At 48.7% G+C, this 16,309-nt stretch carries 15 protein-coding genes; 4 read left to right on the top strand and 11 right to left on the bottom strand.

Features of this window, described 5'->3' with window-relative positions; genetic code table 11:
• Positions 1-25: 25 nt before the first annotated feature.
• Positions 26-358, bottom strand: a complete 333-nt coding sequence (locus tag C9J01_RS24195; RefSeq protein ID WP_107300685.1) for a DUF4156 domain-containing protein — start codon at positions 356-358, stop codon at positions 26-28.
• A gap of 224 nt (positions 359-582) precedes the next feature.
• Here C9J01_RS24195 and C9J01_RS24190 point away from each other — a divergent pair, with 224 nt between their 5' ends.
• Positions 583-801: a hypothetical protein gene (locus tag C9J01_RS24190; RefSeq protein WP_107300684.1), complete on the top strand. Its 219-nt coding sequence runs from the start codon at positions 583-585 to the stop codon at positions 799-801.
• 3 nt (positions 802-804) lie between these two features.
• Here C9J01_RS24190 and C9J01_RS24185 read toward each other — a convergent pair whose 3' ends face one another.
• The 7 genes from C9J01_RS24185 to C9J01_RS24155 all read right to left on the bottom strand — a co-directional run bounded on the left by C9J01_RS24185 (position 805) and on the right by C9J01_RS24155 (position 7,313).
• Positions 805-1,527: a sulfite exporter TauE/SafE family protein gene (locus C9J01_RS24185; RefSeq protein ID WP_107300683.1), complete on the bottom strand. Its 723-nt coding sequence runs from the start codon at positions 1,525-1,527 to the stop codon at positions 805-807.
• Positions 1,528-1,680: 153 nt separating this feature from the next.
• Positions 1,681-2,199 (bottom strand): MerR family transcriptional regulator, encoded by a 519-nt coding sequence (locus C9J01_RS24180; protein ID WP_107300682.1) that lies wholly within the window; start codon positions 2,197-2,199, stop codon positions 1,681-1,683.
• Between the two features lie 6 nt (positions 2,200-2,205).
• Positions 2,206-3,132, bottom strand: a complete 927-nt coding sequence (locus C9J01_RS24175) for a DMT family transporter (protein WP_201797864.1) — start codon at positions 3,130-3,132, stop codon at positions 2,206-2,208.
• A 60-nt stretch (positions 3,133-3,192) separates the two neighbouring features.
• A complete protein-coding gene (locus tag C9J01_RS24170) occupies positions 3,193-4,083 on the bottom strand; it encodes a GNAT family N-acetyltransferase (protein ID WP_107300681.1) in 891 nt (296 codons plus the stop codon).
• Positions 4,084-4,175: 92 nt separating this feature from the next.
• The gene (gene yidZ / locus C9J01_RS24165; RefSeq protein ID WP_107300680.1) at positions 4,176-5,132 is read right to left on the bottom strand and encodes an HTH-type transcriptional regulator YidZ; all 957 of its coding nucleotides are present in this window, start codon (positions 5,130-5,132) and stop codon (positions 4,176-4,178) included.
• Positions 5,107-6,336 (bottom strand): MFS transporter, encoded by a 1,230-nt coding sequence (locus C9J01_RS24160; protein WP_107300679.1) that lies wholly within the window; start codon positions 6,334-6,336, stop codon positions 5,107-5,109. Before C9J01_RS24160 ends, yidZ begins: the two co-directional genes overlap by 26 nt.
• Positions 6,337-6,464: 128 nt before the next feature.
• Complete coding sequence (locus C9J01_RS24155) at positions 6,465-7,313, bottom strand: SIS domain-containing protein (RefSeq protein WP_107300678.1); 849 nt, start codon at positions 7,311-7,313, stop codon at positions 6,465-6,467.
• 301 nt (positions 7,314-7,614) lie between these two features.
• On the opposite strand from C9J01_RS24155, the gene murQ reads away from it, so the two are divergent.
• Both murQ and murP read left to right on the top strand, forming a co-directional pair.
• Entirely contained in the window at positions 7,615-8,520 is a 906-nt protein-coding gene (murQ, locus tag C9J01_RS24150) for an N-acetylmuramic acid 6-phosphate etherase (protein WP_107300677.1), read from the top strand.
• 16 nt (positions 8,521-8,536) lie between these two features.
• Positions 8,537-9,979 (top strand): PTS N-acetylmuramic acid transporter subunit IIBC, encoded by a 1,443-nt coding sequence (gene murP / locus C9J01_RS24145; protein ID WP_107300676.1) that lies wholly within the window; start codon positions 8,537-8,539, stop codon positions 9,977-9,979.
• A 79-nt stretch (positions 9,980-10,058) separates the two neighbouring features.
• Here murP and C9J01_RS24140 read toward each other — a convergent pair whose 3' ends face one another.
• The 3 genes from C9J01_RS24140 to norV all read right to left on the bottom strand — a co-directional run bounded on the left by C9J01_RS24140 (position 10,059) and on the right by norV (position 14,172).
• Complete coding sequence (locus C9J01_RS24140) at positions 10,059-11,153, bottom strand: permease (RefSeq protein ID WP_107300675.1); 1,095 nt, start codon at positions 11,151-11,153, stop codon at positions 10,059-10,061.
• Between the two features lie 356 nt (positions 11,154-11,509).
• On the bottom strand, positions 11,510-12,658 hold the full coding sequence (gene norW, locus C9J01_RS24135) for an NADH:flavorubredoxin reductase NorW (protein WP_107300674.1): 1,149 nt from the start codon (positions 12,656-12,658) through the stop codon (positions 11,510-11,512).
• The gene (gene norV, locus C9J01_RS24130; protein WP_107300673.1) at positions 12,658-14,172 is read right to left on the bottom strand and encodes an anaerobic nitric oxide reductase flavorubredoxin; all 1,515 of its coding nucleotides are present in this window, start codon (positions 14,170-14,172) and stop codon (positions 12,658-12,660) included. Before norV ends, norW begins: the two co-directional genes overlap by 1 nt.
• 622 nt (positions 14,173-14,794) lie before the next feature.
• Here norV and C9J01_RS24125 point away from each other — a divergent pair.
• A complete protein-coding gene (locus C9J01_RS24125; RefSeq protein ID WP_107300672.1) occupies positions 14,795-16,228 on the top strand; it encodes a cytochrome-c peroxidase in 1,434 nt (477 codons plus the stop codon).
• Positions 16,229-16,309 lie beyond the last annotated feature (81 nt).

Here is a 16,309-nt window from a genome sequence, read left to right as displayed (position 1 = left end):
GAGCAGGCTCTTTTTTAAATTTGTTTTATCTACAGTCGTAAGCGGTGCCGAGCAAGGAAACCGAAGTGGTAAAGTTGTGCGGGCTCATAGTCACAACGGTATCGGCGCCCATGTGGAATGCGTTGTTTTTCAGCTCGTTGACCGCACCTTGGATGAGCGCATCATTGCTGTAGAACAGGTAGGAATACCAGTGGCCTTCGTTACCAGTGACTTCACCGACCCAGCGGCACTTATCGAGGCTAGGAAGGCTGGTGGTGAGAACGCGGACTTGGTTAGCTTGCGGCAGTAGATCTTCGCTTGGTGCAGCGCAGCCGAATAGAAACAGGCTGAACAAACCTGCCAATAGTATTTTTCTCATGTCGCTTTACATAGTCCGCTGGTGAAACCCAAAGTCGGCGCTAGGTTAACACCTAAATTGCCGTGTGCTAAGTGATTTTTAAGTAAAAACTCAGGCTGTTTGATAGCTCGAGCAGCCCTGTGCTATCAAAGGGTTGGGTTAGCTTCTTCTTAATGGTTCCATTTTTATCAAAGCCATCTATGCTCATCTAGGTATGTTGGAAATAAGCACTGTGGTGGACGGGAATGGACGAAAAACAGAAAGTAAAAGATCTTCTTGTAGCAACACGGTTTGGCGTATCGGCATTGGAGATGGAAACCATCATCAATGTGAACCGAGATATCGCCTTAGGTATCATAGCCGAACTGAAAAACGAGGGGGAGGATATCCAAACTTTCGGCGAGGAAGAGAACCCCGCCGAATTGGTACTTTATTCGATAGGCGCTATCGAAGAAGGGATTTGAATATTAAAGGCTTGATAGGCCCTGAAAGATAGCCGTCAACCCGCTGGCAAGGCAAAGCAGTAAGGCAAATTTCCTGACGACTCCCTGTGACAGGTTGCCGACCACCTTGTTTGCCAACCAGTAGCCCAATAGCGCAGCTGGAAGCAACGGCAGGGTGATTTGAATGTGCTCGACGGTAAATAGCCCATAGAAAGACAGCACAACTAGCGACATGATAGAGGTGATGACAAAAAATGCCGACAGGTTGCCACGCAGTTTGGCGGCTTCTTCATGTTGCATCAACAGTGCCATCGGCGGCCCGCCAATGGACGAGCTGGTACCCATAACCCCAGACATGAAACCGGCAACCAGCATTCTGTTCGGTGTTGGTTTCAGCCTGTAAGGCAGGGCACTGATCCCCACTGCAATCAATACCATTGCCCCCAGCCAAAGAGAAAGCGTAGCGCCGGATACCACGGTTAGTAGGTAACCTCCGAGCAGCGAACCCGGTACCCGGCCGATAATGGCCGACTTCAAGCCGCCGATTGATACACTGCTGCGAAGTTTATGGGCATTGATCAGTGAGATAACTAACGCCACCAAACAGATAGGTGCAGGCACATAGTGCGGCGAAAGCTGGAACAGCAAGGGGGCTGCAACTATCGCTAGTCCAAAGCCGATAGCGGTTTGAACGAATGCGCCAAGAAAAATTAAGGTGGCAGCGAAAAGGACTGTCGACTCAAACATGGAAGGTTCTCAAAAAGCCATTAATAACAGCAGCTTGGTGCTGCTATCTACATTCGGCTATAGCATATCATGGGGCGTTGTTTGGCTAGAAGCTATATTCTTTGCAGGCGAGAATATAGCCTTGAAACGCTAGCAGAGCGGGATGAAGTCGCTTTATCGGGAGTTACGGCGAATGGACGCGATCTCGTCGGCATCTATATTGAGTGACTCCAAAAACTCCTGATGAGCGTCGGGTTCTGTTTTTTCAAACTGCTTGTGCCAGTTGGTCATGTCTTCTTCGTTGAAGCCTGCCCCGCGCATGATCTCGACCCAACGAGCTTTGGTGAGCTGGTTTTTCTCGAGTAATTCCGGCTCTTCCAAAACCATCAAAATGGCCTTTTGCTGTTGGCGCAGGGTTTGGATTTCCTGCTCTAGTGCATTGAATTGATTGCGTAGGGTTTGCTCTTGCTTGACCGTTTTTTTGCGCTCAAGCATCGGGCCAATTTCTTGCACCGGCAGACCGAAAGAACGGTAGGACAGGATACTTTTGAGCCGGGCGACCTCTTTTTCGCCATACCAGCGATAACCGTTATCCGACCGGTTTGCTGGTTGCAGCAAACCCACGCGCTCGTAGTAGAGCACGGTGGTACGGGAAATATTGCAGGCCTTGGCCAGTTGCGTCACAGTCAGCATTGTCACTTACTCAGTTCTAGCTTTTGAATGTCGCTTATACAACATGGGTAAAATAGCACTCAATATAATGGTCAGCCCGCCGAACATAGCCAACCCGTTTGGCGTCTCGGCAAATAGCCAGTATCCGATAGCCATAGAATAAATAATCTTAACGTATTCGACATTGGCTATCACGTTCGCCTCGCCATACTTATAGGCGGTAACGCCAATCCACTGGGCGATGGAAGATAGGACACCTACGCACATCAGCAACAATAACTGTTCGCCATTAGGCCATGTCCAATTTAGCAGGCTAGGTAACAGCGCCATCAACCCGACAAAAATAGCTTGGTAGGCCAGTAAGGTGATTTTGGACTCAACTTGGGCGACCTTGCGAACACAGATCACCGCGACAGCAGCGCCGAACGCCCCAGCCAAGCCAAGTAAGGTGTAGGTCAGTGAGGATTGCTCGAAACTAGGCTGGACCACCATCATCACGCCAACAAAGCCGGTAATGATAGTAAATAAGCGTGAAGCGCTGACCGTTTCAGCAAGGAATAAATAAGAAACTGCCGCAACAAATAGGACTTGGGTAAACCCCAGTGCCGTGGCATCAGCCAGCGGTATGTTGCTGACGGTGACAAAACCGAGGGACAAGGCAGCGAAAGCCCCCAAGATACGGAATGTATGTAATTTGAGGTGCTTGGGCTTTAATAACAAGTCGATATTCTTGACGATAGCGGGTATCAGCAAAGCTACGAATACCAACTGGCGGAAAAAGAGGATTTGGAAAACCCCAATATCATCACTCAGTATCCGGACTAATACCCCAACGAAGGTAAACAGCGCTGTCGACATGAGTGCCAGCAGAATGCCTTTGGCTGTTGGTGGCAAATCAGCCAACGTCGCTCGGATGGATTGTGACACTGTTAGGTGTTGAGAAAGGGAAGGCATAGGAATCAACCTCTGTTGTATAACGAGAGGTGAAAGGTAAAGCCTACACCTGTAGACGGGTCAAGTAACAAAATCCTCTTTGGCCAAACGCATCGGCGTGACCGGAGCGCCATAAAAATCCACTGTTTTGCCCGTTACTTCAGCCCCAAACTGGTTGAGTATGGCGACGGTGGCATCCCTGGCGTCGCTGACAATGTAGTCGGCAATGTTGGTAAAGATATCGGACAGTGATTCGGCGGCTAGCTTTTTACCAATGCCAAAGCCTCGGAAGTTGGCATCGATAAAATAGCGTCCCCAGTGCCATTCGCCATCGATTTCCCAGCAGGCGACTGCGCCGATGACATATTCGCCGCAGCGGGCAACCCACCATACATAAGGCTGGTCAGGATCAAGAGGGATAAGCTCCTCGGGAATGCCTTGCTCACCATTAAAGACATGCTTGATAAGGGTATCGACTTCGTGCTGGTAATTGGGGCTTAGCCTCTCGACTTTGACCCGGAAACCGTCAGGTTGGAAGTTGCTCTTGAATGCGTTCAATCGCAGCGTACGCAAGCCATTTTCTATGGTATCGAGCTGGTCATTGCCCAGTCCGTTAAGGAAAGTGGCGAATGCGGTGTCGGCCGACCGGTTGGCGTGCTGTAGCGCCGCTTTGCCATCGGGCAATAGCTGATAGATTTTTTGCCGCTTGTCGGCAGGGTCAAGCTCAACGGATAGATAGGCTTTATCGATCAATGTCGTCAATGTCCGGCTCAAAGATGCCTTTTGAACATTCAACTGAAGCGCCAACTCATGAAATGAAGTGCTGCCGTTGCGATGCACATAGGTCAGGATATGGGCTTGCGACAGGGAGAGGTTGGAGTTCAGGCAGTTTTTATCGAGCAGCCCCAACTCCCTGATGAGATAGCGCAGTTCACTGCGTATGTTGCTGATAGCGGTCGTTGACTCAGACATTGGGCACATCCTTATGCTTGAATATTTATTCACGCTACCGCTATTTGTTGATAGTGTCAACAAACTAACTTTGCAAGTCTTTACCGCGAGTTTTACTGGTTGCTATACAAGGCTTTGATGGTCTCTTTCAGCCAAGCAATTTTGGGGTTTTGGCCGTTGCGCTTGTGCCAAATCATAGTGAATGGAATTAGCAGTGAATCTAGCTGCGGCTGCTCCAGCGGGATCGGCAGAGAAACCAAATCGGTGTGCATCTGCTGGCAATAGCGCTGGCAGTACTCCGGAGCTGTGGTGATCATTTGATGGCCAGGTTGGGCAGCCATAAACAGCGATTGCTCGAAGCTTGCCATCGTCAGGGCAACATGGCGGGTGAGTCCTTGCTCTGCCAGCACTTCATCCAATGCCCAGCTCTCGCTCTTCTCCCACACGATATTGATATGCGGGTATTTGAGGAAGGCTTCCATATTCCATTCTTCTTGCAGCGCCGGGTGATCTTTTCGCAGGTAGATCTGAGGCAGATCGGAAAACAGCACTTCAAAATCGATGAAATAAGGCAGTAAATCCAATGACTCCTTCGAACGAGGATGGCTCTCCCGGCCGGTAAATCCGATATCTGCCTCGCCACGGGTAATGGCTTCCAGTGAATCGTAGTCCCAGTTGCTTACCTTCACTTTGGCATCCGGATAACGCTGGTAGATCTGCTGCGATAGCTCGTTGAACATGATCAGCAGCAGCGGTGATTCCATGGTGAGATTGAAGTGCACGCCTTTTGGCGTCTCATCACCGCGCTTGGCCAATAGCTGGCTGCCAATTTGCAGCCAGTCGGAGAGATCGTGTGCCATGCTGAGTGCCAACGGTGTCGGCTTTAGCCCCTGCGGGGTTTTGACGAACAAGGGATCGTCAAACCACTCCCTCAGCTTGTTGAGGGATTTGCTCACCGTCGGTGGGGTCACATTTAGCTTCTTGGCGGCCTTGGTGACGCTCTGCTCCTGTAGCAAGAGCTGCAGGGTGAAGAGCAAGTTGAGATCAAGGCGTGCTAGTGATTTCTTCATTGGCTTTACAAGAGGTTGGCATCGAAGGCTGTGCTACCAATAATATTAGAGCTGTAGATATAACACCACCTAAAGCCAGGATGATAATCAGCATATTGAGTGCCGAGACGCCCAGCAGGCCCATCAGCCAGATATAAAAGGCCGAGGCACAGACTTGGGCAATACCAAGAATGGAGCTGGCCATCCCTGCACGCAGGGAAAATGGGCTCAGTGCTTGGCTCATGGTGACACCAAAGCCGATAGAGAAACCGGCACAGATAAGGCCAAATCCAACCAAGTTAGCCATTTGGTTCAAGAGACCCAATCCCGAAGCCAACAGGACGACTGCCGCAGTGGCAAAAAGCCCTTGTGAAAACAGCATCAAACTACGCTGCTTGAACACACCCAACAGGAAGGGGGCAGAGAATGAGGTGAGCATACTGACCAACGCGGTCAGCGCCATGGTGGTTGAGTAGCCGCCACGATCAAAGCCCATCACGTCCATCACCAGCATTGGCGAAACATTCACATAAGTCAGGATAGTCGTCACCCCAATTGAGGTGATGACAACTCGGCTTATGAAAAAACGCTCAAGGAAAGGCTCGGTAGAATCAAGCGTGGCATCGCTGGACTGCTGTGGGTCAGGACCCTCTATACCTTTTTTGCTACGACGGTTCGCATTGCTTTCTTTAAGTACAAGAGTTGATAAAAGGCATACCACGACACCCATCCCAGCCATGGTGCTGAACAGGCTTGGCCATGGGAACTTGAGCATGATCAGGTGGCCGATCACTGGGGCAATCACAGGCACTATGCAGGTGATGCCATTGAGCATTGACAGTACCTTGGCCCGGCGTTGGTCATCGAGCGTATCGCGCAAAATAGCAAAGGCGACGACGTAGCAAGAGCCGGCGCCAACCCCCTGGGCGAAACGGGCTATCAAGAAAATGTTGCTGCTTTCAGCCTGGCCGCCCAGCAGCGAAGCAAAAATGAAGATGATAGCGCCGGTAATGGCAACTGGTTTACGGCCGATGGAATCAGATAGCTTACCTGCAAAGAACATAGTTGTGGCCATGCCTGCAAGATAGACCGAAAAAGCAATATGGAGCTGTGATTCGGTGGCGCCGAGGTCGCTGGCAATTTGCGGCAAGCCGACCAGATACAAGTCAATAGCGGTTGGATAAAGCAGAACAAGTGCAAAACTGCACAGAAGAAACCGGATCATAAATACCTCTTTGTTGTGTCGCGAGAAGTGTAGTGGTGATCCGGCTGGCTAACGAGTTGCCATTTTGACAACAGGTATTTCCATTGGCGACATAGGTTAAGTGTTAGGCTGCGGTGCTGTCCCCAGATTCAAAGTTGACTAATGGCGTTGCTCGCTGAATCAATCAGCGCGATGGCCTCTTCATTGCGGGTTTGGATTAATGCCATAAATAGCAAATCAGTAATACAGTTTTGCGCTGTCCGGGAGTATATCGCCGAGGTTCTTGCCTGTGTTTCATCGGCAATGGTATCGAGCTGGATATCAGCCATGCGCCGGATAGGGCTGTCATTGAGTCCTGTGATGGCGATGAGTGTAGCGCCCCGTTGTTTGGCAATTTCTGCCGCAATGACGACCTCTTTCCGGTTACCGGTAAATGAACACACCACCATGGCATCATTGGCATTGAGGGTTTGGGCAATGGTGATTTGAACATGGCTGTCCAGTTCACATAACGCAGTGATGCCGATCTTCATCAGTTTGTAGGACAGATCTTTCATGACGATGGCTGAGCCACCCAGTCCGACAAGGTGCACCTTGTTGGCCTTATTGAGCACTGTTACTGCCTGATCCAGATTTTCGTAGTCCAAGGCATTGGTGGTTTCTACAATGGCAGAGAGCTTACTTTGCGATAGCTTCTGCGCCATCACCTTAGCGGTGTCATTTTGCTGGATATCACCATGTAGGGTACCTGATACTTCGAGCACCTTTTTGCGAGTCAATTCTTCGTTCAGGGCTTGTTTGAGGGCTGGAAACCCTTTGAATCCAAGCTTCTGGGCCAGTTTGATGATGCTGGACTGGCTGACACTGGCCTGTTCGGCAAATGCCGAGGACGATAGGCCGACGACACTCTCTGGGGCGTCAAGGATCACCTGCGCAATCTTCTGTTCATTGTTGGACAAGCGGTCAAATTGATTGGAGATTTTTGCAATTATCGCCATGGTTGTTCCTTAGCCGATCATTTTGATGAGCTGTTGTTGTTCTGCTCGGTGTATTTTCCCCTATTGGAATAAAGTATTCCACTTTGGCTGTTTTGTTATTATTCCAAATTCAACCTGTATATTCTTAACTTTAACTTATTTTATTTCTTACTGATCAATGGTTTGTGTAAGGGTGCTTGTTAGGGTGTGTCAATGTATTCTCATTTTTGTCGAGGTATGGAATAGATTATTCTGTGATATTGGTAACAAATTAAGAATACTTTATTCAATATTATCTCCGCATTGATTTTGGGAGAACACCATGACTATTAACTTAAACACCCTAATTACGGAAAGCCGCAACCCAGTCAGTGCAAGTATTGATGAGCTGAGCACCTTCGAGATGCTGGAAGTGATCAACGGGGAAGATAAAAAAGTCGCGCTCGCGGTGGAGGAGACCTTGCCGCAGGTTGCCAAAATGGTTGATGCCATCGTCTTGGCGTTCGAGCAGGGCGGTCGTTTGATTTACACCGGGGCAGGGACATCGGGCCGTTTGGGTATTTTGGATGCCAGTGAGTGCCCGCCAACCTATGGCACTCCTGCCGAACAGGTTGTTGGCCTGATTGCCGGTGGTCACAAAGCGATTTTGAAAGCGGTCGAGAATGCTGAAGATAATGTCGAGCTTGGCCAGCAGGATCTGGTTGATCTGAACTTTGGTCCGAAGGATGTGCTGGTGGGTATTGCCGCAAGCGGCCGAACGCCTTATGTCATGGGGGCCATGCAGTACGCTAAATCGGTCGGGGCAACTGTGGGCTGTATTTGCTGCAACCCCAATGCCCCTATGGTCGATGAGGCCGATATTGCGATTACACCGATTGTTGGCCCCGAAGTCGTTACGGGTTCATCGCGGATGAAAGCCGGCACGGCACAGAAACTGGTACTGAACATGCTGACAACCGGGGCGATGATCCGCACCGGCAAGGTGTATGGCAACTTGATGGTCGATGTTGAGGCGACCAATGCCAAACTGGTGGAGCGGCAGAAGAAGATTGTAATGGAAGCGACAGAATGCAGCCGTGAAGAGGCTGTCGAGGCGCTGGATGCGGCAAAAGGCCACTGTAAAACGGCCATTGTCATGATCCTCGCTGGCGTTTCTGCACTAGAGGCCCATGAACTACTTGGGTCTAGTAATGGATTTACCCGCAGAGCAATTAATAACGCACAGTAATGACAAGGAACGAATGATGGCAAAAATTACCTCTGGGATGATAGACAGCATCCTGTCGGCAATCGGCGGTCAGAACAACGTTGCCCGCTGCGGCAACTGTATGACCCGACTGCGTCTGGCTTTGCATGACGAGATGCTGGCCGACCACGATGAAATCAAGCGTATCGCCGGTGTGATGGGCGTGGTCGAAAGCGACAGCCAACTGCAAATTATCCTAGGTCCCGGTAAGGCGCAAACTGCAGCTGAAATGATGAATGCGATGCTTGGCAGTGTCTCTGCCGCCAGTACCGATACCGGGTCGCTCAAAGACATCGCTTCGGCCAACAAAAAGCAGATGAAAGAAAAACAGACCAGCGCCATCCAGCGTTTTCTGTCAAAGTTTGCCACCATCTTCACCCCCTTGATCCCCGGCTTTATTGCCGTGGGCTTATTGCTGGGCTTTGCTACCCTGCTCGAGCAAGTCTTTATCCTGGGTAACGAAGCGCCCAATGCCCAACTTGTCGAGTTTACCAGTTATATGAAGGTGTTCAGTAAGGGCATGTTTGCCTTCCTGAGTATCTTGATTGGTTACAATGCCCAGCAGGCATTTGGTGGCTCCGGGGTGAACGGTGCCATTATCGCTTCGCTGTTCGTTCTGGGTTATGACCCGGAAGCGGCCGCTGGCATTTATTCGGGTATGGATAACTTTTTCGGCATGGCGATTGACCCTCGCGGTAACATTATCGGGGTATTGATTGCGGCAATCCTCGGGGCCAGCGTTGAGCGTCAGGTACGAAAATTCATGCCGGATAACCTCGATATGATCCTGACTTCTGCTGTGACCCTGTTGATCATGGGCGCGGTAACATTCGTTATCATCATGCCGCTCGGCGGCGTGCTGTTTAGCGGCATGTCGTGGTTGTTTGTCAACCTCAACGGCAACCCGATCGGCAGTGCGATTTTGGCCGGGTTGTTCTTGTTGTCTGTGATGTTCGGTATTCACCAGGGCTTTGTACCGGTATATTTTGCCCTGATGGATGTGCAAGGCTTCAATTCACTGTTCCCTATCCTTGCAATGGCCGGTGGTGGCCAAGTCGGTGCGGCGTTTGCCTTGTATATGCGTGCCAAGAAAGACTCTATGCTGCGCACCCAGGTCAAGGGCTCCATCGTTCCAGGCATCCTTGGTATCGGCGAGCCATTGATTTATGGTGTCACCTTGCCGCGTGTTAAACCATTCGTGACCGCTTGCTTGGGTGGTGCTGTCGGTGGCTTCTTTGTTGGGTTGGTTGCTTACCTTGGTTTGCCTGTGGGCCTAAATACGGTCTTTGGTCCTTCGGGCGTGGTGGCTTTGCCGCTGATGACCTCGAATGTGGGTATCTTTGCCGGGATGGCGGTATATGCGGCGGGCTTGGCGGTGTCCTACCTTGCCGGATTTATCCTGACCTGGATGTTTGGCTCGAAGGATGTTGATTTGTCTTAGTGGCCTTAGAATGAGAAAAGCCGACCCTTTTGAGGTCGGCTTTTTGTTGCACGCTGTCTGGATTACCTAAAAGATCCGCTTACCCAAACAGGTAGGTGTACATGTAGCCTGCGCCAATCGCCATGCCTAGGATGACGGCTAGGAAGGCGGCAATCATCTGGTTTTTGAAGATAGACTTGAGCAAGATAACTTCAGTCAAGCTTGCACCTGCACTACCGATGATCAGGGCCATCACCGAACCCATCGCCATGCCTTTTTTAACCAGTGCGGCACTTAATGGGATCACAGCTTCAGCACGGATGTAGAGCGGAATACCAATTACTGCTGCTACTGGGATCGCATACCACATACCTTCGCCCGCGTACTTGGCAATCAAGTCAGTCGGAATAAAACCGTAGATGAAAGAGCCAATCAAAATACCTAGCATCAGGTAAGGAAGTACTTGCTTGAAGTCTTTCCAGGTTGAGTGCCAGATACGTACCCAGCGGCTTTCTTCTTTCACAGTCATTACGGCTTCACCACAACCGCTGATTTCTACTTCTACCTCTTCTTTGCTGCCACAGCATGAGCTGGCAACTGGCTCTGGCTTTGGTGCTGCGCTACAGCATGAAGTCGCTACAGGCTCAGGTTTGCTACCGCAAGTTGACGCTGCTTTAGGTGCTTTGTTAGATGCAGAGTCGCTACAAGAAGTACCACAGCTAGAACCACTTTCAGCCACTTGGTATGCCTCTTCACGGACATAGCGCTCGAAGCCCAATTTCTCTAGCACATAACCGGCAATGACAGATACAGCCAACGCGACGGCGAAGTAGAACACAGCCACTTGGACGCCGAAGGTGACGACAAACAAACCAATGATCACTGGGTTAAGCAGTGGGCTAGCGAACAAGAACACCATCATTGGACCAAAACCGGCACGGGCACGGAGCAGACCTTTTAGGAAAGGAATGGTCGAGCACGAACAGAATGGCGTGATAGAACCAAGCAGCGCAGCGATGAAGTAGCCTTTGCCGTTGCGCGAGCTCAAGATCGACTGGATCTTCTCCGGTGTCAGGAACTCTTGCAGGACACCGACTAGGTAGCTAATCACTAAAAATAGAACGGTTAGTTCTGCTGCCAGGAATAGGAACATACCTGCAGCTTCTTTAAACATGTTAACGAATTCAGGACTCATGGTTACGGCCTCATTTGCTCGTTTATTTCGATATGTGTCGAAATATAGGCTTGAAGCAGGACGGTGTCAATTAGTTATTTCTAATTTTATCGAAATAATTTTGTTCAAAACCCAATAAGCAGGTGATGTTGGAAGTAAGGCGTTGGAATAATTAGATTTATTTGAGGGTGTAGCAAGAGGCTAATATCGCCTCTTTCTTTGCTATTTGTTTTACAGCAATACGGGGACCACTTTGCATGGCTAGTGTTGTCTATAGGTGAGTATACAAGCTATTCGAAAGTGTCAAGGTAGGGCTGCAAGGGATAAAAAAAGCCAGCCTATTAAGGCTGGCTAGGGTACAGGTAGTCTTTACATACCTAGTTGGCTGCAGTATTTAGCTCTCTCAGCATAGGGAAAGCTTGACTTGCTTGGTCACCCGTACAGATAAAACCAGTAAGCGTATCTTCCTTGTCGTAACTCTTAACGAGCATTCCACCAACTTGAATATCAGCAGTCCATTTAGCAGTTCCTTGCACAGAGTTACCAGCTAGCTGAATTGGATATTCGGGTGTCTTTACCTTCACCAACATGTTTGGCAGGCGAAGAGTGGATGAGCCACCACCTATCTGGTTAGCAATGACACTAGCAGACATAACCGCCGGTTGAAGGAATGCTAAAACACGCCCGTTAATCTCGGCACAATCCCCAATAGCGAATACATCTGGAGCACTAGTCTTCATCTCTTCATTAACGACAATCCCCTGATTTGTTGCAATCCCTGACTCTGTAGCCAGTGAGATATTAGGGCGAACGCCAGCCGCGCTAAGAACGACGTCACTATAAACACCAACGTCTTGGTTGGTGAATAGCATTGTACCGTTGCCGTTACTCAGTGCTTTTTCTACCAGGCTGTTCGTGAATACCTTAATGTCAAACTCTGACAATGATTTCTGTAGTTCTGCCGCTACGAAATCAGGAATCAAAGAAGATAATAGATGAGATGATGGCTCAATAATGGTTACTTTCTTACCGACCTTCGCGAGATCCAATGCAAGCTCAACGCCAATAAGGCCGCCGCCGATAACGGAGACATGATCTGCCTCGTCTAGCTTTGGCTTGTTTGCTTTGAATTCTTCAAGGCTATTTAGGGTCGCAATGATGTTATTGTCGATGCCTTTGATAGATGGAACGAATGCACTTGATCCTGTGGCAATAACGAGCTTCGAGTAAGTGTAGAACTGGTCATTGGCCTTAATGGTGTGCGCTTCATGGTTAATATTTTGCACATAAGTATTGGTGTGAACCTTGATACCATGCTCTTCTTCCAACTCACTGGCAGTGCTAGAAGCCAACTCTTCAGGCCACTGATCTTTGCTGAATACATGGCTTAAATCAGGCTTGCTGTATTCACATCCATCACCCGCTGTGAAGAGTTCAATGCTCTCAGTGCAGCCAGTACGACGTAGCATCTTGACTGTCTGTAGAGCGGCAAAGCCGCTCCCGATGATGATAATAGGGTAGGCCATTACTTAACCTCCACAAAGACTTCTTTACCGATACCGCACTCAGGACATAGGAACCAATCAGGAACATCTTGCCATGGTGTACCAGGAGCTACATTTTGATTCGGTTCACCAAGTTTCGGATCATAGATCCAATTGCAGACGGTGCAGAGAAAGCAAGTACAGTCATCACCGTATTCGCCCTCCTTGGCTTCTTCTTTAATCTCTACGGGTGCAGGTTCTGCAACAGTAGCTGCTTTAGGTTGCGGTTCTTCAACGGTTTGGCTAGTAACGACTTCCGCATCTTGAGGTTTCTCACCCATGTCTGCAGCGACAACATTCTGGTCGTTCCAGGCTTTAGCGAGGGCCACACCATATTCTACGCAGGTTTCAATGCCGTTCGTGTCGGGCTTCCAGTGCAGGTGAAGTGGCTCCTCCACGTTAAAACCGGCTTCATGAAGGCGGGCATCAATACGTTTAACTGCACCACCCGTCCAGCCAGATGAACCAAACGCAGCAGCAGCTTTCTCTTTAAAGCGAAGGCCGTGCACTTCCTCAAGCAGGGCTGCTACTTTCGGCATCATAACGTTGTTCATGGTTGAACTACCCACTAACACACCTTTAGAACGGAATATGCTAGCTAGAACTACGTTTTTATCGCTGCGAGATACGTTGTAGATCTTAATGGCGGTGTTAGGGCTTTCACTACGAATACCCTTAGCAACAGCATCTGCCATCATTCGCGTGTTACCACTCATGCTGTCATAAACGATGGTGATGTGATCTTCTTTATAAGCTTGTGACCACTCGTAGTATTTCTCTACGATTTGTGTTGCGTTTTCACGCCAGATACAACCGTGGGAGGTGGCAATGATGTCGATTGGCACACCAAGTGCTAGCACCTCTTCGATTTTTGCCTTAACCAGCGGCGCGAATGGAGTCAGGATGTTTGAGAAGTAACGCTGGCATTCGTCAAATAGCTCAGTTTGGTTCATCTCATCATTGAAGAGGTGTTCATCACAGTAGTGCTGACCGAATGCATCGTTTGAGAATAGGATGTTATCGCCAGTCATATAGGTAGCCATAGAGTCAGGCCAGTGCAGCATCTTCATTTCTACAAAGACAAGCGCCTTGCCGTTACCAATATCCAGTGTGTCACCAGTCTTAACGACACGGAAATCCCAGTCTGGCTGGTGGTGATGACCAATGATGCTGTTAACGCCGGCTTCAGTACAGTAGATAGGTGTGTTTGGAATCTTCGCCATTAGCGTAGAGAGCGCGCCAGCGTGGTCATGCTCAGCGTGTTGAGTGATGATGTAATCAATTTGGTTGAGATCAATTTCTTGTTCTAGGTTAGCAATAAATTGCTCATCGAACTTATGATCTACAGTGTCGATTAGAACAGTCTTTTCTTCTTGGATTAGGTAACTGTTGTAAGAAGTACCACGACCCATCTTGTACTCAGTACCGTGGAAGTATTCTGTTTCCCAGTCTTTGATACCAACCCACTTAACATTGTTTTTAACTTGAATGTTCATAACGACTTTTACCTTGATGATTCTGATATGTATAAATCTGCTCAGGGTATTGCATCAGCCGTGCCAACTTTTAAAAACGCAAACGCAAAGGTTTGCGTGTGTGTTTTTCATGCAATTCAGGGGTTTAGGTGAAAAGTGATAGTCATTATGACAACGTGTGAAGTTGTTAAAATGACAATTATAATGTCAAATTGACAGTGTGTGGTGAAATGAGAATTCTACCTTTTTGGGGCTGATACAGACACGCGCATGCGTATATCACAGCTTTATATGAGAACCATTCGCAAATTATTTTTAATTTAATTTTACTTATCTGAGTTTGTATATACCTTACAGCTAACTTCTTATCTGAGGGTATAAAGCAGCTTTTATTGATTGTATTTATTTGCTGAAACTGCATTTAATTATGGCGTTTAATTGATCTAAGTAAGTCGGGGTGTGTCACTAACTTACTGCTGCCATTGGTTTTTTCTCACGTGTTAGAAACAAGAACTTTCAAGGGCGTTAGGCTTTTAGTTAATTGATGTGAATGGAATATCCATTTTCACAAACAACGGCAGTCAAAAAATAAAAAAGAAGCTGCCCATAAAAAATAAATCATTTGGCTAGGTTGGAGTGTTATATGAATACCTCCCGTTACTTATTGGCTGTTGCATTGATTGCGACGGTCACTGCTTGTCGTGAAGATTCTGATGATGAGGGTTCATTAGGGTCAAGTTCTGCGGGGACTGATGGGACCGAGGTAGTCCAAGGCCCTGCAGAGACACCACCATCTGAAGATTCTCCTACGGAAGGATCATCAGAAGGCGATAACCCTGTAAATCCGCCTTCAGGCGGGGATGATGGAGCGGTTAACGAACCACCGCCGCCGCCCCCTCCGGAAGCTAAACTGGACATCGATGGTCTGCCGTTACCTGATTTATCGGCGACTCATGACTACGAAGCATACTTAACGGCACAGCCGAAGTATTACACCCGAATTACTTCGCCGTTTGGTAATGTTGACTCGCAGAATAACACCCCATTCGATAACAAGGTTTCCAATGCGGGGGCGAACCTAGGGCGGGTTATTTTTTACGATGTCCGTCTTTCGGCGAACAATTCCGTGTCCTGTGCGTCTTGTCATATTCAAGAAAATGGTTTTACCGATCCCAAAGTCTTTAGTGATGGTTTCGATGGTGGCAAGACCGGCCGTCATTCCATGAGTTTGACCAATGCTACTTACTACCGGAATGGCAAGTTTTTTTGGGATGAGCGAGCCGATACCCTTGAGGAACAAGTGCTGATGCCAATTCAGGACCCTATCGAAATGGGGATGAACCTGTTCGATCTGGAAGTAAAAATGGCGGCAACGAGCTTCTACGCCGATTTGTTTAATGAAGCATTTGGTGATGAGGCGATCACCAGTGATAGGATTTCTAGAGCCTTAGCCCAGTTTATCCGTACTATGGTTTCCTATGAATCAAAATACGATCAGGCTTTCAATGCGGGTGAATGGGATGAGCCGGATTTTGAAGCGGTGTTTGACGAGAAGGAAATGCTTGGGCTGAGGTTATTTTCAGGCTTCCCAGGCACAGAGAGGGATTCACTCGGGTGTATTGCTTGTCACCAAACGAGTGCCCATTCTATGGATCAGGCTCACGTGAATGGTTTGGATGCGGATACCAGTAGCGATCAAGGGGCTGGTAATGGCTTTTTCAAATCGCCCTCACTACGCAACATTGGCGTAGGTGCACCTTACATGCACGATGGACGGTTTGCCACCCTGATGGATGTGGTTGAGTTTTACAACAGTGGCATCCAACGCCATCGTATATTAAGCCCTGATCTGACTAGTAATGGACAGGTTGGTGGCCGACCAATAAGAATGAATTTGAGTCAGGAAGAAAAGGAAGCGCTAGTGGCCTTCATGGAAGCTTTGACGGATGAGGGATTCCTTAGTAATCCGATTTATCACGATCCATTTTTCCCGAATACTGTGGAAGGACAGCTTAAGGCTCTAGAAGAGAAAGCTGCTGAAGCGAAGGCTGATGATGGTGAACAGCCTGCACCATAGGATTATAAGAACAACGTCTAGACAAAAAAAACCTGCAACAAGGATGTGCAGGTTGTAATGAAAGGAACAAATTGACGAGAT

It is taken from the genome of Photobacterium rosenbergii (assembly GCF_003026455.1).
GTDB lineage: Bacteria > Pseudomonadota > Gammaproteobacteria > Enterobacterales > Vibrionaceae > Photobacterium > Photobacterium rosenbergii.
Note: the sequence above shows the minus strand (reverse complement) of the source record. Positions and strands in the feature narration are given on the sequence as shown.

Excerpts from the sequence above, each read along its gene's own strand:
- C9J01_RS24185 (WP_107300683.1), bottom strand. The coding sequence starts at position 1,527 with ATGTTTGAGTCGACAGTCCTTTTCGCTGCCACCTTAATTTTTCTTGGC.
- norW (WP_107300674.1), bottom strand. The coding sequence starts at position 12,658 with ATGGCCTACCCTATTATCATCATCGGGAGCGGCTTTGCCGCTCTACAG.
- C9J01_RS24190 (WP_107300684.1), top strand. The coding sequence starts at position 583 with ATGGACGAAAAACAGAAAGTAAAAGATCTTCTTGTAGCAACACGGTTT.
- C9J01_RS24160 (WP_107300679.1), bottom strand. The coding sequence starts at position 6,336 with ATGATCCGGTTTCTTCTGTGCAGTTTTGCACTTGTTCTGCTTTATCCA.
- murP (WP_107300676.1), top strand. The coding sequence starts at position 8,537 with ATGGCAAAAATTACCTCTGGGATGATAGACAGCATCCTGTCGGCAATC.
- murQ (WP_107300677.1), top strand. The coding sequence starts at position 7,615 with ATGACTATTAACTTAAACACCCTAATTACGGAAAGCCGCAACCCAGTC.
- C9J01_RS24180 (WP_107300682.1), bottom strand. The coding sequence starts at position 2,199 with ATGCTGACTGTGACGCAACTGGCCAAGGCCTGCAATATTTCCCGTACC.
- C9J01_RS24170 (WP_107300681.1), bottom strand. The coding sequence starts at position 4,083 with ATGTCTGAGTCAACGACCGCTATCAGCAACATACGCAGTGAACTGCGC.
- C9J01_RS24125 (WP_107300672.1), top strand. The coding sequence starts at position 14,795 with ATGAATACCTCCCGTTACTTATTGGCTGTTGCATTGATTGCGACGGTC.
- C9J01_RS24175 (WP_201797864.1), bottom strand. The coding sequence starts at position 3,132 with ATGCCTTCCCTTTCTCAACACCTAACAGTGTCACAATCCATCCGAGCG.
- C9J01_RS24195 (WP_107300685.1), bottom strand. The coding sequence starts at position 358 with ATGAGAAAAATACTATTGGCAGGTTTGTTCAGCCTGTTTCTATTCGGC.
- C9J01_RS24155 (WP_107300678.1), bottom strand. The coding sequence starts at position 7,313 with ATGGCGATAATTGCAAAAATCTCCAATCAATTTGACCGCTTGTCCAAC.
- yidZ (WP_107300680.1), bottom strand. The coding sequence starts at position 5,132 with ATGAAGAAATCACTAGCACGCCTTGATCTCAACTTGCTCTTCACCCTG.
- C9J01_RS24140 (WP_107300675.1), bottom strand. The coding sequence starts at position 11,153 with ATGAGTCCTGAATTCGTTAACATGTTTAAAGAAGCTGCAGGTATGTTC.
- norV (WP_107300673.1), bottom strand. The coding sequence starts at position 14,172 with ATGAACATTCAAGTTAAAAACAATGTTAAGTGGGTTGGTATCAAAGAC.